This window comes from Pedobacter xixiisoli, assembly GCF_900215335.1.
GTDB classification, from domain to species: Bacteria; Bacteroidota; Bacteroidia; order Sphingobacteriales; family Sphingobacteriaceae; genus Pedobacter; species Pedobacter xixiisoli.
In genome coordinates this window covers 155372-176802 of the sequence record NZ_OCMT01000005.1, presented here as the reverse complement: position 1 = coordinate 176802, position 21431 = coordinate 155372, and the positions used below count along the sequence as shown (strand labels likewise).

Below are 21431 nucleotides of genomic sequence, written 5' to 3'. Positions count from 1 at the left end.
ATTAAAGTTGATTAGGCTATATTCAGCCTGAGAGCGGTTAACTGAGAGCTGTTAATTGAAAACTCTAAACTATCTACCGTCTTTAATATTCCTTAACTCTTCGGCAATTTGCACTTTAATTTCATCATCTAGCTTAGAGAGCGCTTCTTTATTACTCGCTTCGTAAAAACCTCTAATTCGATGTTTTGTATCTAATAGAACGATTTTATTGCTATAAATAAATTTACGTTCGTTGGGGGTACTTTGATTGACCGCATCTAGCAGTAAGGAATTTTTAACCAACTTACGTACATCACTTGTATCGCCTTTTAGAATATCCCATTTTTTTGATTCTGCCGACCACGTTTTAGCAAAATCGGCTAGGTCATTAGTGTTATCTTTGTCGTCGATACTGATGCTAGCCAAATGTACCATGTCGTTCTTCTGATAAAGTTCGTTAAACTGATGCATTGCTTTCAAAGCCAATTTAGAACCGTCTGAATTTACCTTGCTATAAAAAAGATTCAAAACAACTACTTTACCTTTCCAACTGTTTAATGTAACAGTATCTCCCACTTGATTAGTCAGTGAGAAATCATCCACAATGTGATAAATTGTATCTGGAATTTGCTTCCCTCTCACGGAGTGGAAAGTAGAGGATACTACCTTAGGGCCAAAAATCGGCAAAGGTCTGTACCTATTTTTGCCTTGATCCTGTAGTAAATAATATAAAAATCCCGGCATAACTAGTATAGCTGCCAGGATCAATATAGTTGAAATCTTTTTCTTGTTAGAACTTCCGTTCATTATTATTTATTTGGATAAACAGGGTGTTCTTGAAGATGGTTTAACAAATAACCGCCTTCTATTAACATCAATACAATGAAATAAATAATGAATATGAATACAATTGAACAACAGATGATGAAGCTCTTTTTTTCAAACTTTAAGTGCATGAAGAATGCAACAATATAATAAGCTTTAATTAGCGTAAGTACAACGTAAAATGCATATAAAGCTGGTCCTTTTACTACAAGCTGCCAGTGGTGTACAAAGCCTAAAGCTACTAAGAACTCAATTGCTGTGATGAACAAAAGGATACCGAATACTTGCCAAATGCGCTTTACTCCCATGCCTTCGCCGTGTGCGTGAGCGTCATGAGAATCTAATGTATGATCGTGGTTTGCCATTATCTTTAAATAAATATGATTAGGTAATTAGATTAAATAGAAGAAGGTAAATACAAATACCCACACTAAATCTACAAAGTGCCAGTAAAGACCTACTTTTTCAATCATCAAATATGATCCTCTTTTCTCAAAAGTATTATTCAATACCATAAACAAAATGATGATATTTAAAATGATACCTACCGTTACGTGGAAACCGTGGAAACCTGTAATGGTAAAGAATAAGTTAGAGAACTGCAATGCCGCTGTATACGAAATATCGTTGGTAAAATACGGTTGTAATGCTGCAGATATAGCCGCTGGATCAGTTAAACCTGTAGCTGGGTTAGTGCCAAACCAAAAGCCCATGTGGTGCAAGTGAGTCCACTCTAATGCCTGACAGCCAACGAAAGCAATACCGCCTAAGATGGTCCATATCATCCATTTTACCACTTCTTTTTTAGAATTACGATGACCTGCCTCTACTGCCAATACCATGGTAACTGAAGACATAATCAAAATAAATGTCATGATACCTACAAAAACCAAAGGTTGTCCGTGATCTGCAATGCCTGGGATAGATTGGAATATTTTATCCGCATCAATCCATGTTGGCTGAGCAAATTTTTGAGCACCGTAGTAAATCAAAAATGATGAAAATGTAAATGCGTCTGACACAAGGAAAAACCACATCATTATTTTACCATATTCTATCGACCATGGTTCACGACCACCGCTCCACGGTGTGGTTTTAACTTCGTCTAATTTTGATAATGAATCCATTTAATAATTAGTATAATAGTTTGTTAAAAAATTAACTGTTCAAAAGTAAAAAAACATATAGATAAATCCATAATATATCTATAAAATGCCAAAATATAGAGGTAATATCTTGGCGATATTCTGCAACATCTTGGGTTATATTTTTGTAGCTACCAATTAAGCTGCTCAATACAAATCCTAAACCTGCAACAATGTGTAACAAGTGAAAACCTGATACTACATAAATCATTGAGATTGCAGCATTATTATTTACCAATACCGCACCTGTTTGATATAAGCTAGTCCAACCTTGAAATTGCATTACGCCGAAAACAATTCCTAAAATGAAAGTAACCCATAAAAACATGCGTTGCTTACTTCTATTACCACTTTTTAAAGCTCTTGCTGCTAGAAACAGACAAACGCTGCTAATTAGCAATGCACCTGTACTATAGGTAAAAACTTCAGGCAACACCAAACCGTGACCTTTGCCTTTAGATGCCATGAAAACCAGGTAATAACTGGTCCAACCACCAAACATAATGGTTGATGATACCACGAACAACCAAACTAAGAATTTCTTAGCTTTAAAGTTCACTGGTATATTTTCTTGTTGTAATGTACTCACCATCTTATACTACTAAATCAAACAATAAAATTAATTGTACCAAAGGGATGTAAAAGAAAGAACAGAACATCACTTTTTTGGCACTTGCTGTATCCATTTTTACTACCAATTGATAAGCATACCAACTAAATAATAAGCCCAATACTATGGAAGCTCCAGCTACGTAATAACCTCCAAATCCGTAGAAAGTAGGCAATAAGCTCACCGGAATTAAAATTAAAGTGCCCACAAAAGTGAAAATTGCACTTGTCTTATCTTTTTTCTTGGTAGGCAACAACCTAAATCCAGCTTTACTATAATCCTCATCCAACACCCAAGCAATTGACCAAAAGTGTGGAAACTGCCATACAAATTGTATCGAAAATAGAATGATGGCAATTAGATAATCCATAGGCACGTAACCTACAGGAGAATGACCAATTGCTGCGATATAACCAATCAATGGAGGAAACGCACCTGGTAATGCCCCAACGAAAACCGCTATTGGAGATTTTCTCTTCAGCGGCGTATAGGCAAATGCGTAAAGTAAAATCGAAAAAACAGAAATCAACCCAGTTTCTAAATTCAACTTCCCAAGTAACCAAGTTCCGGCAATACCCATTACTAAACCGGAAACCAATCCTTGTCCAGTAGTCATTCTACCAGCTGGCATAGGTCTATCCTTGGTCCTAGTCATCAACTTATCTAAATCAACTTCAATAATCTCATTAAAGCAATTTGCTGCACCTGTAACTAAGAAACCTCCAACAATTAGAATTAGCCAGTTCATCCAGTTAATTTCATCGATGATAGCACGTTCCACCTGTATTTTCGAGCCTATTAAGAATGCAATAGATGCCGAAAATACCACTGTAAAAGTTAAGCGGAATTTGATGAGCTTCGAGAAATCAGAGAAAAACTGTTTCAATCTTTAATTTTTAAGTTGTTTTATAGGTTGCTGTTCTATAAACCAACAGGTATAAATAATATTGCAGGCTAAACATAATTGTAGAAAACAAGATATGTATCGCTTGTGCATAAGGTGGCAGTCCTAAATAAGATAGCAAAAAGCCCGAAGCAATTTGTACCAAAAGTACGACCATCAAATAATTTGCAGTAATTAACGGCCAAGCTTTTCCGCTGAACCTATCAATCACCATTTTGTAAACAATAAAATTGCTAATACCTACCAAAATAGCTAAATCTCTATGGTAAGAAAACACGCTTCCTATTTTAGAAATCCAAGTATTACGTCCATTATATTGCAATGATTTGGCAATACTATCTACCGCTTCCCTCACTTCAGTTCCTAAAATAATTTGTAAAATAGAAATGATGATGGTAAACAATAGAAAACCTTTCAACCAGAGGATACGGTACATAATTACCGAGGGCTCTTTATGTAATTGCTTTGCATAGTTATAGGTATATATTGCAATTCCTAAAATCACCAATGCCAAGAGCATGTGCACTGTAACTACCCATTGCGTTAAATTGGTAGAAACAACTATAGAACCTAACCAGGCTTGATAACCTACTACAATGATATTTAACCAACTTAATACAATAATTCGCTTTGCGCTTTTCTTGTAAGCAAATGAATAAATAGCAGTAAGTAGCAAAAATATACCGAGAATAGCTCCGGTAAGCCTATTTACATATTCTGTCCAGGTTTTTGCGGCATTAAACTCTTCATGCACTAAAATCGACTTGTCTTTTCTAAGACTATCTGCCAATTGGTGCTTGCCCATACTTTCCAAGTATTTGGCGAACTTCTCGTTTTTCTTCTTTCTGCCTGCTACGTATTTGCTTTCGTAATCTGCTGGAAGTTGACTAGCGGAAGTAGGTGGAATATATTGATCGAAACATTTAGGCCAGTCTGGACATCCCATTCCCGAACCTGTACTACGAACAACGCCCCCCGCCAAAATCACCACCAAAGTGGCAATAATGGTTATTAAATTTATTCTAATAAATCTACTTTCAGATTTAGCAATCATTGATATGTGATAGATTTATAAAAATAAGGTACCTGTAAGTGTTTAAACAATTGCAGATACCTTATTACATATTTTCGACAAAGTCTGCGGCAGTACTACTCTTGTACTGGCTTATTCTTTGCTTCCCACTCTTTTTGGATACGCTCAGCTTCTTCGTTACCTTCAAAATCATGAGGTAAGTTAGAGCTCATTGTCTCAGAAAATGGAGTTGTTTGAAGGATAAAGTCTTGATCTGCTCCTGGTTTGCTATAATCATACGGCCAACGGTATACAGCTGGAATCTCTCCTGGCCAGTTACCATGTAAGTGCTCAACTGGAGTAGTCCACTCTAAAGTATTTGCTTCCCAAGGGTTTTGAGTTGCCTTTTTACCTCTAAAGATAGAATAGAAGAAGTTAAACAAGAACGCTACTTGAGCTAAAGCTGCAATGATAGCAGACCAAGTTACAAATACGTTAACGGTCAACCATTTGTTCATGAATTCAAACTCAGTAAATGCATAGTAACGACGAGGTACACCATCTAAACCTAAGAAGTGAAGAGGGAAGAATACCAAGTAAGCACAGATGAAAGTCAACCAAAAGTGTAAATAAGCTAACTTAGGATTCATCATTCTACCGAACATTTTAGGGAACCAGTGGTAAACACCAGCAAGCATACCAAAAATAGCTGCAGAACCCATTACCAAGTGGAAGTGAGCTACTACGAAATAAGTATCGTGTAAGTTAATATCTAAAGAAGCATTACCTAAGAAGATACCGGTTAAACCACCAGAGATAAAAAAAGATACTAAACCAATTGCAAATAACATTGCTGGTGTAAATCTGATATTACCTCTCCATAGGGTTGCTAAATAGTTAAATGTTTTTACCGCCGATGGTACCGCAATGATCAATGTGGTAATCATAAATACACCACCTAACAGCGGGTTCATACCAGTAACGAACATATGGTGACCCCAAACGATAAACGATAATACCGTAATACCGATTAGAGAGTAAACCATTGCATGGTAACCGAAGATTGGCTTTCTTGAGTTTACTGAAATAATCTCAGAAGAAATACCTAAAGCTGGCATAATTACGATATATACCTCTGGGTGACCTAAGAACCAGAATAAGTGTTGCCATAAGATTGGAGAACCACCTTCGTTTGGCAAAATCTCAGTACCGAATACTAAATCTGATAAGTAGAAACTTGTTCCAAAACTACGGTCGAAGATTAACAATACCACACCTGAAACTAATACAGGGAATGACAAGATACCTAAGATTGCAGTTAAGAATAAAGCCCAGATGGTCAAAGGCATTTTCCAAAGGTCCATACCTTTAGTACGCATATTCAAGATTGTACTTACGTAGTTAAGGGAACCAATTAGCGATGAAGCTACGAAAATCACCATACTGATTAACCATAAAGTCATACCTAGTTGAGAACCTGGCATTGCTTTAGGAACTGCAGAAAGCGGAGGATAAATGGTCCATCCACCACTAGCAGGGCCAGTTTGAATAAAGAAGGAACTCATCATGATGATACAAGCTACTAGGAAAAACCAGTAAGATAGCATGTTCATGAATGGAGAAGCCATATCTCTAGCTCCAATTTGTAAAGGGATTAAAAGGTTACTGAAAGTACCACTTAAACCAGCTGTTAATACGAAGAATACCATGATGGTACCGTGTATGGTTACTAACGCTAAGAAAAAGTCAGGTTTAATTCTACCTCCTTCAGCCCATTTTCCTAAAAATGTTTCTAATAAAGGAAAAGTTTTATCTGGCCACGCAAGCTGAAGTCTAAATAAAATAGATAAAAGCATTGCGATAACTGCCATAATGATACCAGTTATTAAAAACTGCTTGGCAATCATTTTATGGTCCTGACTAAATACGTATTTAGTTAAGAACGTTTCATGGTGATGGCCATGTCCATGATCGTCGTGGTGTGTATCGTGTAATGATATTGTTGACATAATAAGGTTTTTCCAGTATTATTATTTTTTTAAAGCTATTTGGTTCTTCACATCTAATTTTACCGCTGCTGCAGTAGCTGTAGTATCAGCTGCTTGCGCTTCTTCTGTAGCTGCTGGAGTTGCCTCTACCGGGATTGGTAAATTAAATGCCTTTCTTAAGTCGTTAGTTAAGTAAGGAGTTTGTGCAGCTAACCACTCTTTGTATTCTGCATCGCTAACTATTCTAACATTTTTCTGCATGTTAAAGTGGTTGGTTCCACAAATTTTAGCACATAGTAAAATGTAGTTAAACTTAGGATCGTTAGTTTTAGTTCTCATCTCCTCAGTGGTAACCGTAGGTGTAAACTCGAAGTAAGAAACCATACCAGGTACAGTATTTAATTGTACTCTGAAGTGAGGCATATAAAAACTATGGATAACATCTTTACTAGCTAATGTAAAACGAACTGGTTTGCCTACAGGTAGTACAATTTCATCAGCGATTAAATCATCTAAACTGTTTTTATCGTTGAAATCGATACCTAAACCGTTGATAGCAGTAGTTAACTTATAGTTTCTTTTACCTACAATAGCATCTGGTCCTGGATAACGGATATCCCATAAGAATTGAGAAGAAGTTACCTCAATATTGATAGGTCTGTTATTTGCATCTTCAGCTTTGTAAAAGATAGATCTCCAAGTTAAGAAACCTTTCAATACCAATAAAGTCAACACTAAAGCTGGTACAATAGTCCAAATTTTCTCGATAGTGTTGTTATGAGGATAGTAATAAGCTTTTCTTTTATCAGAACTTCTGTAGATGTAAGCAAATACAAAAAGTACAATGTGAGTAAGAATAAATACAATTGTAGTGATGATCAACGTTAAGTTAAACATCTCATCAATTCTAACTCCGTGTTCTGAAGCTGCCTCTGGCAAAATCATACTACCGTGTACTGTATATTCCCAATAAACGCCATATAAACCTACTATTAAAAATAGGGCAAATAAAACTGCGTTCACAGTGTTCCAGTTTATTCCTTCTGACTTGCCTTGCGTTTCGCGGGTTAATTCATAAACTTTTAATGCTTTACCTACAATTGCAATAAATAAACATAAAAGCAAGAACAACAATACATAAAAAGCTGCTGTTTTATGTATTGGCCCCATATCTACAGGTTTAGCCGTAGCGGCTGCTGCTGCTTCTTGAGCAAAGGCATTAGCGCTAGAGAATACGGTAAATATCACCGCTAGTGCTGCCATTGTTTTATTAACTATTAATCTTCTTAAACTCATTTTCTTTAAAAGTAGTACTACGTACTGTTTTATATTAATGTTTATTGTAATCGCAGTGATTATAATTGGTGGTGTAAACTCTCTTGTAAAAACGGATGGTTTTTTGCCACCAATGGCTTTTTGCTCAATGCACTTAATGTAGTATAGGTAAACAAACCTACGAAACCTGCTGCAATACCAATTTCCAAAATTCCGAAACCGCTACCATCTTTAGGACCAAATTCAAATACACCTGGCATAATCATTTGGTAGTAATCTACCCAGTGACCACATACTACGATGATAGACACAGTCAATAAGATGTTTACACTTCTCTTGTTATCACGATCCATTAATAATAATAACGGCGATAAGAAGTTCAGTACCAAGTTAAGGTAAAACCAGAACTCGTAGCTGTTGAAACGTTTGTGGAAGTATACCGTTTCCTCAGACATATTCGCATAGTAGATCAATAAGAATTGAGCGAACCATACGTAAGTCCAGAAAATGGAGAAACCGAAAATAAACTGTCCCAGATTATGTAAGTGGCTATTGTTAACCCAGCTCATATAACCAGCTTTCTTCAATAAGATGATCACGATAGCAATGATAGCTAAAGTACTCACCCACATAGAAGCGAAGTTATACCAACCGAACATAGTTGAGAACCAGTGTGCTTCTAACGACATGATCGTATCGAAAGCGAAAACTGGTGTAGTAAATCCGTAGATTACTAAGAACACACATGAGTATTTGAAACTCTTGCGATACGATTCCAAACCTCCAGATAAATCTTCATTGTAAGACCATTTGGTAACAAAGTACGAGAAGATTGAATACGATCCTAAGAACAAGAACTGTCTTGTTAAAAAGAAAGGGATATTCAAAAATGCCGATTTACCATCAATAAGTTTGTCGTAGCTATCGCTGCCTTTATCTAGTAACGCTGGATCAGCCCAGTGGTGATAAAGGTTGTGCGTAAACAAACCAGCTGAAATAATTGCAATCAGAATTATAGCTGCTAAAGGTAAGTTTTTTGCCATTGCTTGAGGTACACGCAATATAGATGCTGACCATCCTGCTTGTGCAACAAACTGCACTGCCAAGAAGAAGGTAGCAGACATACATACGCAAGCGAAGTAATAACCCATCAATAATAGATTGGCATAGGTACGCTCGTGCATTGCATGTGCATGCTCGTGATTAAAAAACAAGCCGTAAGCGATTGTTAAAATACCAATTACGATACCAACAATACTCAGGGTTTTTGCTTTTCCAGTAAACTCAAATTGTTCACTTAAATTATAATGATGAGTTCCCATTTATATCTGCTTTTCTTATTGTATTTTTTGTAATTGTTGAACATACATCACTACTTTCCATCTTTCTTCAGGACTAAGTTGTGAAGCATGAGATCCCATTGCATTTAAACCATACATAATGGTATGATAAACTTTTCCGGCTGGCATATCTTTCATTAAACCACCACGAGATGAGTTTGCGTCAGCTCCATGATAAGCAGGTACACCTGAGATACCTTTATCTAATTTAACGATATGACCTTGGCCATCACCTTTCTCGCCGTGGCAAGGAGCACAGAAAACAGTATAAAAATGCTTTCCTTCTGTAAGGTTCTTTTCTGTTAATGCCAATGGATTTACCAATGCTACAGATGCTTCATATCCTTCTTTAGTATTAGGATATTCATATCTGATATAATCAACAGGGTTCGTATTTGGAGGTGGCGTTTGTGACGTTGCTCCGTTAGCAAAATTTTTATTTGGTTGATCTTGATTGTAAGCAATCGGATCATACATATTTCTTGCGTATTCTAAACCTGTACTTTTGTTATCGTTACAAGCCGAAAGCATCGCTACAGAAGCCAGTAAGCTAAATGCTCCTAAAACAATTCTATTCTTATTCATAGCTAAGATACTTCCTTTCATTATGTTTAACTTCTAAAGCACCTGCTCCTTTTAAAAGTTCGTCAATTTTTTCGTGTTCAGTATTTTGCTTTGCATCAATCGCAATGATGAAACGATCATCAGTTGCACGTAAATCCATTACTCTTGGTGCTCTTCCTGGAAACAAGTGGGTAGAGGCATAATAAGAACCTACTAAACCAAAAGCACAGAATAGAATTGTTAACTCGAAAGTAATTGGAATAAAATCTGGCAAAGCAAAGTGCGTTTTACCACCAATATTTACTGGCCAATCTACTGCTGTAGCTAAGTAAACTCCGGTAAGCATGGTAATTGTACCTGTAATTCCGAAAAAGAAAGCGGCTACATCTAACCTAGATCTTTTAACGCCTAATTTTGCTTCGATACCGTGAATAGGCATTGGGGTATAAACATCGTAAATAGCGATGTTATTTTCCTGCAATTTCTCGATGCCGTGTAGCATCTCATCAGGATCACCGAAACTGCCTAAAATATATTTGATATTACTCATTGTTATATTTTTGCGTAATCTTCTTGTTTAACACTATCAAATTTCTCTAAAGACTCTACGTATTCAGCTACGTGTTCTTTATCTAAATGACCTTCTTTGATCAATTTCATTTTAGACTGCTCACTTGCAGTTTTCAATATCATTTTAACCTCTGCAATTGCGATAGAAGGTAATACTCTTAAGAACAATAGGAATAACGTAAAGAATACACCTATTGAGCCAACAAACACGCCCACATCTACCCAAGATGGATAGAACATCGTCCAACTTGATGGCAAGTAATCTCTGTGTAATGAAGTTACGATAATTACGAAACGCTCAAACCACATACCGATGTTTACTACGATAGATAAAATCCAAGTAGCAGGAATGCTTAAACGAACCTTTTTGAACCACAACAACTGCGGAGAGATTACGTTACAAGTCATCATCATCCAGTAAGCCCACCAGTATGGTCCAGTTGCACGGTTAATGAAAGCATATTGCTCATATTGTGAACCTGAATACCAAGCGATGAAGAACTCTGTTAAGTAAGCCACACCCACGATAGAACCAGTTAAGATGATAATCTTGTTCATTGACTCGATGTGGAACATGGTGATATAATTCTCCAGGCCTAATACTTTACGTACTACCAACATTAGGGTTAATACCATCGCGAAACCTGAGAAAATCGCACCAGCAACGAAGTAAGGAGGGAAAATTGTAGTGTGCCATCCTGGAATTACTGAAGTTGCAAAGTCCATTGATACAATAGTGTGTACCGAAAGTACTAGTGGCGTTGAGATACCCGCTAAGATTAACGAAACGGCCTCAAAACGTTGCCAAGTTTTCACGCTACCACTCCATCCGAAAGAGAAGATAGTATAGATTTTTTTACGAACGCCTGTTGCTCTATCTCTAATTGTTGCGATATCTGGTAATAAACCTGTGTACCAGAATAATAATGATACAGAGAAATAAGTTGAGATCGCAAACATATCCCATACCAATGGTGAGTTAAAGTTTACCCAAAGTGATCCAAATTGATTTGGTAAAGGTAGTACCCAATAAGCTAACCATGGACGGCCCATGTGTGATACAACGTATGTAGCGGCACAAATAACGGCGAAAATTGTCATCGCCTCTGCCGAACGGTTGATGGAGTTACGCCAGTTCTGACGGAAGAGTAATAGTACTGCTGAAATTAGTGTTCCAGCGTGACCAATACCTACCCACCATACGAAACCGGTGATATCCCAAGCCCAACCTACTGTTTTATTTAATCCCCAAGCACCAATACCAAACCAGAAGGTGTAACCTACAGAAACGATCCATAGGGTAGCGCCACATAGTGCAAGGATAAATCCAATCCACCATGCCTTGTTAGGTTTGTTTTCTACCGGTGATAGAATTTCTTCCGTAATTTGAGCATACGTGATATTCTGGCCGGTAATTAACGGTTCTCTTAAAATTGATTCGCTATGTCCTGACATAATTTATATTGCTGTAAGTAAAGCCTAAGCGTGTACTTCTTTTGTTGTTGAATCTATATTTCTAATCTTAGTCATGTAGCCAATTCCTGGCTCAACGTTGATCTCTTCTAATACGTAGTAAGTACGCTCGCTACGTAGGGCTTTAGAAACTTCCGAGTTAGGGTCGTTTTTATCACCGAAGATAATTGCGTTTGCAGAACAAGCTTCTTGACAAGCCATTTTGATATCGCCATCTTTCAATGCACGTTTCTCTAATTTGGCAGTTAACTTACCAGCTTGGATACGTTGGATACACATTGAACATTTCTCCATTACACCACGTGAACGTGTAGTAACATCTGGGTTCAATACTAATTGTGTAAACTCATTGTTCAAGTAGTTATCAAAACGTGAATCATTCCAGTAGTTGAACCAGTTGAAACGACGAACTTTGTATGGACAGTTGTTTGCACAATAACGAGTACCAACGCAACGGTTATAAGCCATATGGTTTAAGCCGTCTGATGAGTGTACCGTTGCCAATACTGGACATACAGTTTCGCAAGGAGCGTGATCACAATGTTGACATAACATTGGTTGGTGCACTACAGAAACGTTCTCTAAGTTATCTAAGTGAGCAATTTCTTTCTCCTCAGTTACCGCACCATGTTGCTCATCATTGAAGCTATAGTAACGGTCAATACGTAACCAGTGCATTTCACGACGACGGCGAACCTCATCTTTACCTACAACTGGGATATTGTTCTCTACGTTACAAGCAACAATACATGAACCGCAACCAGTACAAGCATTCAAATCGATTGCCATTACCCAGTTGTTACCCAACATTTCGTGCTTATCAGTAGTCCACAAGTCATAAACTTTATGTTTATGGTGGTTACCCGAACCAGCCATTGGATCTTTTAAGAAATCCTTAAAGCTAGCTTCGCGAACGATATTTCTACCCTCGAAAGAATAGTGAGTTTGTGTTTGTGCTAACTCTTCCCAACGACCTGTACCTGTTAAAGTAGCGGTAGTTGCATATTTTAAAGTACCGTTAGTATAAGTTACAAATGGGAAGGCATTTTTACCTACGTTGTTACCAGCTTTACCAACTTTAGTACGACCGTAACCTAAAGCTACAGAAGCTGTACCCATTGCTTGTCCTGGCTGGAACAATACTGGCAAATCTACAGTATAACCGTTTTCAGCTTTGATGCTTACTACATCAAATTCTTTATAACCTAACTTCTCCGCTTGGCGAGGATTCAGGGCTACATAGTTATCCCAAGTTACTTTGGTAATTGGACAAGGAAACTCTTGCAAGAATGCATTGTTGGCCTGTTTACCATCACGCATTGGAATGCTTTCAAAAATTTGAAGCTCGATATCTTTCTTTAACGCTTTGCTGCTTGCTACGATAGCCGCTGCTACTGCATCTAAAGATAAAGTGAAACCATAGCTACCTGCTGCTTTCGGCGCATTAGCGATTACACCTGTTTGTAATACATCATTCCAAGATTTACCTGCTGCTGGTAAAATATTTTTCTCCCAGAAGTTACGTACATATTGGTAGTAATCTTGTACCGGAGCATCAGCCCAAGTCAATAAGCTTTGCTCAGCTTGACGAGAGTTGAAAACTGGATTAATAGTAGGTTGAACGATTGTATAGTAACCTTCGTAAGTGTTGGCATCACCCCATGACTCTAAATAGTTAGGCGTAATAGCAACAACATCAGAAAGATCCGCAGTTTCATCTTCTCTATCAGAGAAAGAAACTTTCAAAGCAACTTTAGCTAAACCTTCAGTAAATGCTTTTGCGTTGATTGCATCGTAAGCAGGGTTTGAATTTAAGAAGAATACAGCACCTACTTCACCTTTGTTCATTTCGTCAACTAATAATGCAAATTCAGCATCATTACCTTCGTAACGTTTACAAGGGTTATCTAAATCGATAGTAGTACCGTAGCTACCAATAGCAACGTTGATAGCGTTAACCAAAGTTTGAACAGAAACATCGTTAGAACCAGCTACTACAACTGCTTTACCTTTGTTCTGTAATAATTCTTTAGCAACTAATTTAAGGGCTTTATCAGCATTTGCATTATCTGGCAAGCCAGCGCCTGGCAAACTAGCACCAGTAATTGCATTGTATAAAGCGATTAATGCAGGTCCTTCTTCCGATAATTTTAAAGCAATACGAGTATCAGCGTTTGTACCTGTTAAACTCATACCAGCTTCAAACTGGAAGTGACGAGACATTTTCTTTTTCTCTAACGATTTGTAATCTCTGTTAGAAGTATATTGAGCAGTAAATTCTTCGCCGCTGATCCAAGTTCCTAAGAAATCGGCTGCAAAGCTTACAATTAAATCTGCTTTTTCGAAGTTGTATTTTGGTAACACTGCTTTACCAAAGCTGTTTTGATTGGCTTGGATAATACCAGTGTAAGAAATTGGATCGTATTGAACCAATTTAGTAGTAGGATACTTCGCAGTAAACTCAGTAACTACCGCTTTAGCTGATGGGCTGTTCAAAGAACTAGCTACCACACGGATTTGCTTACCCGAAGCTTGTACTTTGTTCAATTCGCCTTTAACGAATTTGTCCAAATCAGCCCAAGTCGTCTCCTCTTTCTTTAATAAAGGAGTTTTAAGTTTAGATACATCGTACAAATCTAAAACCGAAGCCTGCGCTTGTGCATCAGTACCGCAGTTAAACGTTCCTGCATTAGGATTAGCCTCAATTTTAATTGGACGACCTACTACAGTTTTAACCATTACACTGTTTCCTTTGAAACTAGAAACATAAAAGTTAGGGATACCTGGAGTTACCTCTTCTGGTCTAACTAAGTAAGGAATTGATTTGTGTACCGGTGCTTTTTGACATGCAGCTAAAGTTACAGCTCCTAAACCAAAACCTAGTGCCTTTAAAAAGTCACGGCGTGGGGTAACTGTACTTAATCCTGCTTCACTTAAAACATCTTCTATTGGAAGCGGCTCGGCAAATTCGCTTTTGTTGTTTTCAACAAACTCGGGAGTTTTGTTCAACTCCTCCAAACCTTTCCAGTATTTTTTGTTGCTTTCCATTTAAGCTATATTACTGTTTATCGAACGTTCTTAAAAAACTCTATTAATTAATAGTGGCACTTACCACACTCTAAACCACCTAACAATGCTGGTGTAATTTTCTCACCTTTTTTGATTTTCTCGTGCGCAGCAATTACGTTAGCATAGAAAGCATCGTTTTTCTTACCAGAGATATCAGCATCTTTGTGACAGTTGATACACCATTTCATGGTTAATGGAGAATATTGATAAACTTCTTCCATAGTATTAACTGGACCGTGACAAGCGAAACAAACTGGATCTGTAGGTTTCAAACCTGCTTCTTTACGAATAGCTTCCTCACCTACTACTACGTGTTGAGAGTGGTTAAAGTAAGCGAAATCTGGCAAGTTGTGTACACGTACCCACTCCACTGGCTTCTCTTTAGTCTTGTCGTAAGTTTGAGTATCTGGGTTATAACCCAAAGCGTTATAGATTTTTTGAATTTCTGGAGAAATCAAACCATCATCTGTTCTTGCTTGTACGTTTTTATGACAGTTCATACAAACGTTTAACGAAGGAATAGTTGAGTTTTTAGATTTGAATGCACCAGTGTGACAGTACTGACAATCGATTTGATTGATACCAGCGTGTAACTCGTGAGAGAATTTGATTGGTTGCGTTGGCTGATATCCTGTGTGAACACCAGTCTCCCACATACCCATCCAACCGAATGAACCTAGAACCATAACCAAACACAATACAGTAAAGAATACAAATTTCTTGTTTTTGAACAAGCCTTTAACGCCAGCAACTAAAGAAACGTTTTCTTCTTCAACGATATCAATTCCTTGTTTCTCAAGAATTAAACGCTCCAACATTTTAACTGCTCTACCTAAAACTACCAATACTACGATTGACAGCACGATAATCGCAATTACACCAGCGATAGAAAGACCAGAAACGCCTTCATCTTTAACACCTGTTAAAGTAGGGTCCTCAGCTTTCTTAGGCTCGCCTTCTTTTGCATAAGCAATGATGTTTTTAATTTGATCGTCAGTTAATGTAGGGAAAGCTGTCATCTCTGAAGGAGAGAATTTAGCTGCCTCAATAGCTTGCGCATTACCTGATGCTCTTAATTCCACGTTGTTTCTAATCCAAGGAATCAGATAAGACTCCTCCAACGAATTCACTTTAGGAGTTAAGGCTGGGCCAGTACCATCGTGATCTAAGGCGTGACAAGAAGCACACTTAGACTTGAATAATGTTCTTCCCTCTGCAACATCTTGCGCTTTCGATACATTTACAATTAAAAAAGATAGCACAGCTAATAAAAAGGTCGCTTTTCTAAATTTTTTAAGTCCGAATGAGATATTCCTCATAATGAGTATTTTATGCTTTATTTTGAAATAAAATTGTTAATCTAAGTGATGAATGGTGATTTACCTCTCAGAAATAATGGGACAAAAGTAAGCTTTATTAGCATACCAATGACATATTAATGACAGTGAAATACAATTTATAATCATTCTAAACTATTGCCATTTTACCTACTAGAACCAAATAAATCAGCGATTTTTCGCAAAATCGCTGATACAATTAGTGTGACTTTCACACCTTGATATTTTGAATTTAAATTATTGTTTTAAAATCCAAGCAAACATTAATGGTGCTACGATTGTTGCGTCACTTTCTACGATGAATTTCGGGGTATTGATATCTAACTTGCCCCAAGTAATCTTCTCATTAGGAACAGCTCCAGAGTAAGAACCATATGAGGTGGTAGAATCTGAGATCTGGCAGAAATAGCTCCAAAATGGAATATTTTCCATCTCCATATCTTGGTAAAGCATAGGTACTACACAGATAGGGAAATCACCTGCAATACCACCACCAATTTGGAAGAAACCGATACCCTTACCGCCAGAATTAGCAATATACCAGTCAGCTAACCAACCCATATATTCGATACCGCTTTTCATAGTAGATGCATTCATTTCTTTTTTCATCACATAAGAAGCGAAAATATTACCCATGGTACTGTCTTCCCATCCTGGAACAACGATTGGCAAGTTTTTCTCAGCCGCAGCTAACATCCAAGAGTTTTTAGGATCGATCTCATAATACTGCTCTAGCACACCACTCAATAACATTTTGTACATAAACTCATGCGGAAAATAACGCTCACCTTTATCATCAGCATCTTTCCAGATGGCATGGATGTGTTTTTGCAAACGGCGGAAAGCCTCTTCTTCTGGAATACAAGTATCAGTTACACGGTTGTAGTGGTTTTCTAACAAATCCCACTCGTCTTGTGGACTTAAATCGCGGTAGTTAGGCACTCTTTTATAGTGTGAATGAGCAACAAGGTTCATGATATCCTCTTCTAAGTTGGCTCCGGTACAAGAAATAATCGAAACTTTATCTTGTCTAATCATTTCTGCCAACGAAATACCCAATTCAGCTGTACTCATCGCACCAGCAAGGGTAATCATCATTTTACCGCCCTCATCTAAATGCGTTTCGTAACCTTTAGCCGCATCCATCATTGCTGCAGCATTAAAGTGGAGATAATTAGTCTCCATGAATTTCGATATTGGTCCTCTGTTAATACTCATTTATATATTCATTTTGTTTTCGCCGCAAAAATACAAATGATTTATGATTTTAGGTTTACGATTTGATATAAAATCAAACCAATGAAACACATAGACACATAGGCTTCGGTTAAAAATGGCTTACTATTAATCATTTAAACTAGATACACAAGCAAGGCAACTATGTTTCTATGTGGTTAATTTAACCGAATTAAAGCTTACAACCGCAGCAGCAATAAAATACTTAGCTTTGCATAAACCATTCGTCATTATGAACTCAAACCCTTCAGACTTTAGCAAAACGAACGCAACCGTATTCCCAATTTTATTTGCTTTAAGTTTTTCGCACTTACTTAACGACACTATCCAATCTTTAATTCCAGCGATCTACCCTCTGGTTAAAGATTCTTATCACCTTACTTTTTCACAGATTGGGTTAATCACACTTACCTTTCAACTGGCAGCATCGCTATTTCAGCCATTTGTTGGTTTATATACAGACAAAAAGCCTCAACCCTACTCTTTAGCTATCGGCATGGGCTTTACCTTGATTGGACTTATCACTTTATCGCTATCAAACAGCTTTTACGTTATTCTATTTTCGGTTGCCTTGGTGGGCACAGGCTCATCAATCTTCCATCCGGAAGCATCGAGAATGGCACATGCTGCATCTGGCGGAAAAAAAGGTCTGGCGCAATCTGTATTTCAATTAGGAGGAAATGCAGGAAGTTCAATTGGCCCACTTCTAGCCGCTTGGATTATCGTACCAAAGGGACAGTTTAGCGTAATTTGGTTTTCGGTGATTGCACTATTGGCTATCATGGTATTGAGCTATGTAGGGAAGTGGTATAAAGGCTACATCATGAATCGCGAAGCTAAAAAAAGTGCCGCAGCTACAGAAGGTCATCAACTTTCTAAAAGAACCGTCATTTCTGCTATCGTGATCTTATTGGTTCTGATTTTTTCAAAATACTTTTACATGGCTAGCCTAACCAGTTACTTCACTTTTTACCTGATTGATAAATTCCATGTATCAGTACAAACCTCACAGATTTATCTATTTGTATTTCTGTTTTCGGTAGCCGCTGGAACTTTATTAGGCGGACCAATTGGAGACAGAATCGGTCGCAAATATGTGATTTGGGTATCGATTTTAGGCGCTGCTCCTTTTGCTTTGCTATTACCTCATGCCAACTTATTTTGGACAGGCATTTTAATTGTTCCTATTGGGATGATCTTAGCTTCTGCATTTTCGGCAATTTTAGTATACGCACAAGAATTGATCCCAGGAAAAGTTGGGCTCGTTGCAGGGCTTTTCTTCGGCTTTGCTTTTGGTATGGGTGGATTAGGCTCTGCGCTGATTGGAAATCTAGCTGACAAGACGAGCATCAACTATGTTTTCTCGATTTGCGCATATCTGCCATTAATAGGCTTAATTACCATGTTTTTACCAAACATTAGCACGACTAGGAAAGCAAAATAAAATCAGGAAATACAAGATTTAGCAAAGCACTGGCTCATCACCAGTGCTTTTTTTATTCTCTCCTTTTATTTCTGCTGGGCATCCTCGTAAGTTGGACCATAAAGTCCAGGAGGCTTGTTACCCGTACTACGCAAATACACTACCATTTCTCCTCTGTGGTGATAAACGTGATTATACAAAAAACTTCGCACTACCGCTGCTCTTGGCAAAGGACCAAGTACCGTCTTCTCACCGATCTTCATCGTCCACGGTTTTTGCAAGTCTTCTTCACTCACAGACTTTAGGACCTTTAGCGCTTTCTCAGTATTTTTTTCAAAAAGCTCAAGTGTAGCACCGATATCATCGGGACTCCCCCTTTCTAAACTATCGGTAGCCATATCGTAAACATCTTGGGTAAATACACCAACATACCAATAATAAATTGTCGCAATATGCTGAGCCAATTCGCCCATAGTCCACGAAACTGGAGAAGGCCTGAATCTTAAATCTTTTTCGGGCACAGCATGCAATAACTTACGCGTACTTTCTACCTCATATTCAAATTCAGCGATTAAGGATTGGAGAATCATAGTTTTAGGATTTATCACTAAAACATTGAAACGAAGAAAGTGTTTTAGAACGCGTTAAAATGTAAGAAGGACAAAAAAATTAGTAAAAACAAAAAAGCCCCGCTAGTAAAACTAACAAGGCTTGATGTGGAAAATGAGGGATTCGAACCCCCGACCCTCCCGATAAAATCGGGATGCTAAGAACTAGCTGAGCTGATTAGCTTTTCTATTGCTGTCCTGCTCTTCCAAGATTTAATTTGCTTTTCTCGTTTCGACGCTTGTTCCTTTAGTTCAAATGTTTCTGCGTATACAATTTTCCTATCTCCAGTCTTACCCGTGAAACCCTTGTGATTTGTATTATGTTTTGCCAATCGCTTTACCAAATCTGAGGTAGAGCCAATGTAATATTTGTTCCGAGAAGCCGAATAAAGAATATAGGTAGTGAACATATCTTAAATTTAGATATTTCGCCAAAAACAAAAAAGCCCCGCTAGTAAAACTAACAAGGCTTGATGTGGAAAATGAGGGATTCGAACCCCCGACCCCCTCGGTGTAAACGAGGTGCTCTGAACCAGCTGAGCTAATTTTCCAGTATTTTAATATTTCAACTCCTTTCTAACCCGACCCTCCCGATAAAAATCGGGATGCTCTGAACCAGCTGAGCTAATTTTCTAGTATTTTAATATTTCAACTCCTTTCTAACCCGACCCTCCCGATAAAAATCGGGATGCTCTGAACCAGCTGAACTAATTTTCTAGTATTTATCTATGTCGTTTACTATCCTGTAAACTTATTAAGTGGAAAATGAGGGATTCGAACCCCCGACCCCCTCGGTGTAAACGAGGTGCTCTGAACCAGCTGAGCTAATTTTCCAATATTTCAATTTCCTTACTTATTTCCGGACATCTATCCGTTTTCGTTTGGGAATGCAAATATAGTGTTATATTATTTCTTTACAATTCTTTTTTTCTTTTTTTTAAGAAAGCACCTCTTCTAAAATCTGATGTGACTTAACCTGACCAAAAGAAGCGGTATGCAACTGATAGTAAATCAATATTTTATCCAACAGCAACCTCCTGTAGCTATTAGGAAATTTTATTTCAGTATTTTTTTCAAAAGAAGTATTCAAAAGCTGCATTAACGAATTTCCTTCTTCCGCACTAGTAAAATATGGATGTATTGGAGATAAAGAAGTGAAGTTTCCATCTTGCAAATCGAAATACTTTTGGTCAACCCTCGCTTGGGGCTGTGGTGCAAAGCCTAAAAACCGCGTTAACTTCATTAAGAAAGACAAATGGAAATTCACATTTAGTCCTTCAGTTTCATCAAACCAAGAGATGGCATTATATAGGTATTCGAACAACTGTTCATCCACATGCTGCTGCCTGATGCTTTTATACAACACTTCATTTAGAAATTGGATAATGGTATTTTTAATGACATCGTAGGGAATGCTTTTGAACATTGGCATGGGCCTAGCCTCCTGCACCCTTTGTATTTGTGTATTCTGTTTATGGTAAACTACCATATCTAATAAATGCAATGGCTGTAATACATTCATTGGGATTTTCGCCTTTGGCTTTTTAACACCATTAATAAGGTAGGATTGGATGCCGAATTTCTCCGTAAACACCTGTACCACCACGCTACTTTCGCTATAGGTAGTAGTTCTTAATACAATCCCTCTGGTTTTATGCAGCATTTAAAAGATTTTAGGCACAAAAATAATCAAACCTACAACCAAACTCATTAAAGCAACAATTAAAACTGCCGCAGCAGCAATATCTTTAACCAAACCAGCTTTTGGATTAAACTCTGGAGAAACTAAATTCACCAGCACCTCAATAGCAGTATTGAATAGTTCTGTAGCCAAAACCGCACTTATACAAACAATTAATGCAATCCATTCTAAAAAAGAAACCTCGAAACACCAACCTGCAAGCACCACTACTACGACCGAAAATAGATGAACTTTAAAATTGAGCTCGCTTTTAAAGGCTTCTTTTAAACCGTTTGATGCAAATCTGAAACTCTTGAAAAACCGTAACATTTCGATTTAATTTTATCTGTTTAAAGTTAAACTAATTGTCACAACAATTAACTGAAAACCTT

The 21431-nt window shown here is 37.6% G+C and carries 20 protein-coding genes and 3 tRNA genes; 1 reads left to right on the top strand and 22 read right to left on the bottom strand.

Annotation, left to right across the window (positions count from 1 at the left end; translation table 11 throughout):
• Positions 1-69 precede the first annotated feature (69 nt).
• The 15 genes from CRO54_RS20375 to CRO54_RS20305 form a co-directional block, all read right to left on the bottom strand.
• Positions 70-723 carry an SCO family protein gene (locus CRO54_RS20375; protein ID WP_244904302.1) on the bottom strand — a complete coding sequence of 218 codons (654 nt, stop codon included), beginning with the start codon at positions 721-723 and terminating at the stop codon, positions 70-72.
• A gap of 65 nt (positions 724-788) precedes the next feature.
• Positions 789-1169: a cytochrome C oxidase subunit IV family protein gene (locus CRO54_RS20370; RefSeq protein ID WP_097133955.1), complete on the bottom strand. Its 381-nt coding sequence runs from the start codon at positions 1167-1169 to the stop codon at positions 789-791.
• A gap of 27 nt (positions 1170-1196) precedes the next feature.
• On the bottom strand, positions 1197-1931 hold the full coding sequence (locus tag CRO54_RS20365; RefSeq protein WP_097133954.1) for a cytochrome c oxidase subunit 3: 735 nt from the start codon (positions 1929-1931) through the stop codon (positions 1197-1199).
• Between the two features lie 31 nt (positions 1932-1962).
• Positions 1963-2541 (bottom strand): cytochrome c oxidase subunit 3, encoded by a 579-nt coding sequence (locus CRO54_RS20360; protein WP_097133953.1) that lies wholly within the window; start codon positions 2539-2541, stop codon positions 1963-1965.
• 1 nt (position 2542) lies between these two features.
• Positions 2543-3445, bottom strand: a complete 903-nt coding sequence (gene cyoE, locus CRO54_RS20355; protein ID WP_097133952.1) for a heme o synthase — start codon at positions 3443-3445, stop codon at positions 2543-2545.
• A 10-nt stretch (positions 3446-3455) separates the two neighbouring features.
• Positions 3456-4517, bottom strand: a complete 1062-nt coding sequence (locus CRO54_RS20350; RefSeq protein WP_097133951.1) for a COX15/CtaA family protein — start codon at positions 4515-4517, stop codon at positions 3456-3458.
• Positions 4518-4612: 95 nt separating this feature from the next.
• Positions 4613-6484 (bottom strand): cytochrome c oxidase subunit I, encoded by a 1872-nt coding sequence (locus CRO54_RS20345; protein WP_171047970.1) that lies wholly within the window; start codon positions 6482-6484, stop codon positions 4613-4615.
• Positions 6485-6505: 21 nt separating this feature from the next.
• The gene (locus tag CRO54_RS20340) at positions 6506-7726 is read right to left on the bottom strand and encodes a cytochrome c oxidase subunit II (RefSeq protein WP_244904301.1); all 1221 of its coding nucleotides are present in this window, start codon (positions 7724-7726) and stop codon (positions 6506-6508) included.
• Positions 7727-7818: 92 nt separating this feature from the next.
• On the bottom strand, positions 7819-9060 hold the full coding sequence (locus CRO54_RS20335; protein WP_097133948.1) for a quinol:cytochrome C oxidoreductase: 1242 nt from the start codon (positions 9058-9060) through the stop codon (positions 7819-7821).
• A 15-nt stretch (positions 9061-9075) separates the two neighbouring features.
• Positions 9076-9684 carry a c-type cytochrome gene (locus CRO54_RS20330; protein ID WP_097133947.1) on the bottom strand — a complete coding sequence of 203 codons (609 nt, stop codon included), beginning with the start codon at positions 9682-9684 and terminating at the stop codon, positions 9076-9078.
• Positions 9656-10192 carry a DUF3341 domain-containing protein gene (locus tag CRO54_RS20325; RefSeq protein ID WP_097133946.1) on the bottom strand — a complete coding sequence of 179 codons (537 nt, stop codon included), beginning with the start codon at positions 10190-10192 and terminating at the stop codon, positions 9656-9658. Before CRO54_RS20325 ends, CRO54_RS20330 begins: the two co-directional genes overlap by 29 nt.
• Before the next feature lie 2 nt (positions 10193-10194).
• Positions 10195-11667: an NrfD/PsrC family molybdoenzyme membrane anchor subunit gene (gene nrfD / locus CRO54_RS20320; protein ID WP_097133945.1), complete on the bottom strand. Its 1473-nt coding sequence runs from the start codon at positions 11665-11667 to the stop codon at positions 10195-10197.
• 24 nt (positions 11668-11691) lie between these two features.
• The gene (locus CRO54_RS20315; RefSeq protein WP_097133944.1) at positions 11692-14733 is read right to left on the bottom strand and encodes a TAT-variant-translocated molybdopterin oxidoreductase; all 3042 of its coding nucleotides are present in this window, start codon (positions 14731-14733) and stop codon (positions 11692-11694) included.
• A 47-nt stretch (positions 14734-14780) separates the two neighbouring features.
• Complete coding sequence (locus CRO54_RS20310; RefSeq protein WP_097133943.1) at positions 14781-16073, bottom strand: c-type cytochrome; 1293 nt, start codon at positions 16071-16073, stop codon at positions 14781-14783.
• A 255-nt stretch (positions 16074-16328) separates the two neighbouring features.
• Positions 16329-17309 carry a deoxyhypusine synthase family protein gene (locus tag CRO54_RS20305; RefSeq protein ID WP_097133942.1) on the bottom strand — a complete coding sequence of 327 codons (981 nt, stop codon included), beginning with the start codon at positions 17307-17309 and terminating at the stop codon, positions 16329-16331.
• Between the two features lie 250 nt (positions 17310-17559).
• Here CRO54_RS20305 and CRO54_RS20300 point away from each other — a divergent pair, with 250 nt between their 5' ends.
• The gene (locus tag CRO54_RS20300) at positions 17560-18771 is read left to right on the top strand and encodes an MFS transporter (protein WP_097133941.1); all 1212 of its coding nucleotides are present in this window, start codon (positions 17560-17562) and stop codon (positions 18769-18771) included.
• Between the two features lie 65 nt (positions 18772-18836).
• Here the strand turns inward: CRO54_RS20300 and CRO54_RS20295 are convergent, their stop codons facing one another.
• The 7 genes from CRO54_RS20295 to CRO54_RS20265 form a co-directional block, all read right to left on the bottom strand.
• Positions 18837-19340 (bottom strand): DinB family protein, encoded by a 504-nt coding sequence (locus CRO54_RS20295; protein ID WP_097133940.1) that lies wholly within the window; start codon positions 19338-19340, stop codon positions 18837-18839.
• A gap of 127 nt (positions 19341-19467) precedes the next feature.
• Positions 19468-19546 (bottom strand) — tRNA-Lys (locus CRO54_RS20290).
• Entirely contained in the window at positions 19517-19768 is a 252-nt protein-coding gene (locus CRO54_RS20285) for a GIY-YIG nuclease family protein (protein WP_097133939.1), read from the bottom strand. The genes CRO54_RS20290 and CRO54_RS20285 overlap by 30 nt, the downstream gene beginning before the upstream one ends.
• 66 nt (positions 19769-19834) lie before the next feature.
• A tRNA-Val gene (locus CRO54_RS20280) sits at positions 19835-19909 on the bottom strand.
• 208 nt (positions 19910-20117) lie between these two features.
• Positions 20118-20192, bottom strand: a tRNA-Val gene (locus CRO54_RS20275).
• Positions 20193-20295: 103 nt separating this feature from the next.
• Entirely contained in the window at positions 20296-21021 is a 726-nt protein-coding gene (gene recO / locus CRO54_RS20270) for a DNA repair protein RecO (RefSeq protein ID WP_097133938.1), read from the bottom strand.
• A complete protein-coding gene (locus CRO54_RS20265; protein ID WP_097133937.1) occupies positions 21022-21369 on the bottom strand; it encodes a diacylglycerol kinase family protein in 348 nt (115 codons plus the stop codon).
• Positions 21370-21431: the final 62 nt, after the last annotated feature.

Excerpts from the sequence above, each read along its gene's own strand:
- CRO54_RS20365 (WP_097133954.1), bottom strand. The coding sequence starts at position 1,931 with ATGGATTCATTATCAAAATTAGACGAAGTTAAAACCACACCGTGGAGC.
- CRO54_RS20350 (WP_097133951.1), bottom strand. The coding sequence starts at position 4,517 with ATGATTGCTAAATCTGAAAGTAGATTTATTAGAATAAATTTAATAACC.
- CRO54_RS20265 (WP_097133937.1), bottom strand. The coding sequence starts at position 21,369 with ATGTTACGGTTTTTCAAGAGTTTCAGATTTGCATCAAACGGTTTAAAA.
- CRO54_RS20340 (WP_244904301.1), bottom strand. The coding sequence starts at position 7,726 with ATGGCAGCACTAGCGGTGATATTTACCGTATTCTCTAGCGCTAATGCC.
- CRO54_RS20360 (WP_097133953.1), bottom strand. The coding sequence starts at position 2,541 with ATGGTGAGTACATTACAACAAGAAAATATACCAGTGAACTTTAAAGCT.
- CRO54_RS20335 (WP_097133948.1), bottom strand. The coding sequence starts at position 9,060 with ATGGGAACTCATCATTATAATTTAAGTGAACAATTTGAGTTTACTGGA.
- CRO54_RS20295 (WP_097133940.1), bottom strand. The coding sequence starts at position 19,340 with ATGATTCTCCAATCCTTAATCGCTGAATTTGAATATGAGGTAGAAAGT.
- CRO54_RS20370 (WP_097133955.1), bottom strand. The coding sequence starts at position 1,169 with ATGGCAAACCACGATCATACATTAGATTCTCATGACGCTCACGCACAC.
- CRO54_RS20305 (WP_097133942.1), bottom strand. The coding sequence starts at position 17,309 with ATGAGTATTAACAGAGGACCAATATCGAAATTCATGGAGACTAATTAT.
- CRO54_RS20330 (WP_097133947.1), bottom strand. The coding sequence starts at position 9,684 with ATGAAAGGAAGTATCTTAGCTATGAATAAGAATAGAATTGTTTTAGGA.
- CRO54_RS20310 (WP_097133943.1), bottom strand. The coding sequence starts at position 16,073 with ATGAGGAATATCTCATTCGGACTTAAAAAATTTAGAAAAGCGACCTTT.
- CRO54_RS20345 (WP_171047970.1), bottom strand. The coding sequence starts at position 6,484 with ATGTCAACAATATCATTACACGATACACACCACGACGATCATGGACAT.
- CRO54_RS20285 (WP_097133939.1), bottom strand. The coding sequence starts at position 19,768 with ATGTTCACTACCTATATTCTTTATTCGGCTTCTCGGAACAAATATTAC.
- recO (WP_097133938.1), bottom strand. The coding sequence starts at position 21,021 with ATGCTGCATAAAACCAGAGGGATTGTATTAAGAACTACTACCTATAGC.
- CRO54_RS20375 (WP_244904302.1), bottom strand. The coding sequence starts at position 723 with ATGCCGGGATTTTTATATTATTTACTACAGGATCAAGGCAAAAATAGG.
- CRO54_RS20300 (WP_097133941.1), top strand. The coding sequence starts at position 17,560 with ATGAACTCAAACCCTTCAGACTTTAGCAAAACGAACGCAACCGTATTC.
- CRO54_RS20315 (WP_097133944.1), bottom strand. The coding sequence starts at position 14,733 with ATGGAAAGCAACAAAAAATACTGGAAAGGTTTGGAGGAGTTGAACAAA.
- CRO54_RS20325 (WP_097133946.1), bottom strand. The coding sequence starts at position 10,192 with ATGAGTAATATCAAATATATTTTAGGCAGTTTCGGTGATCCTGATGAG.
- nrfD (WP_097133945.1), bottom strand. The coding sequence starts at position 11,667 with ATGTCAGGACATAGCGAATCAATTTTAAGAGAACCGTTAATTACCGGC.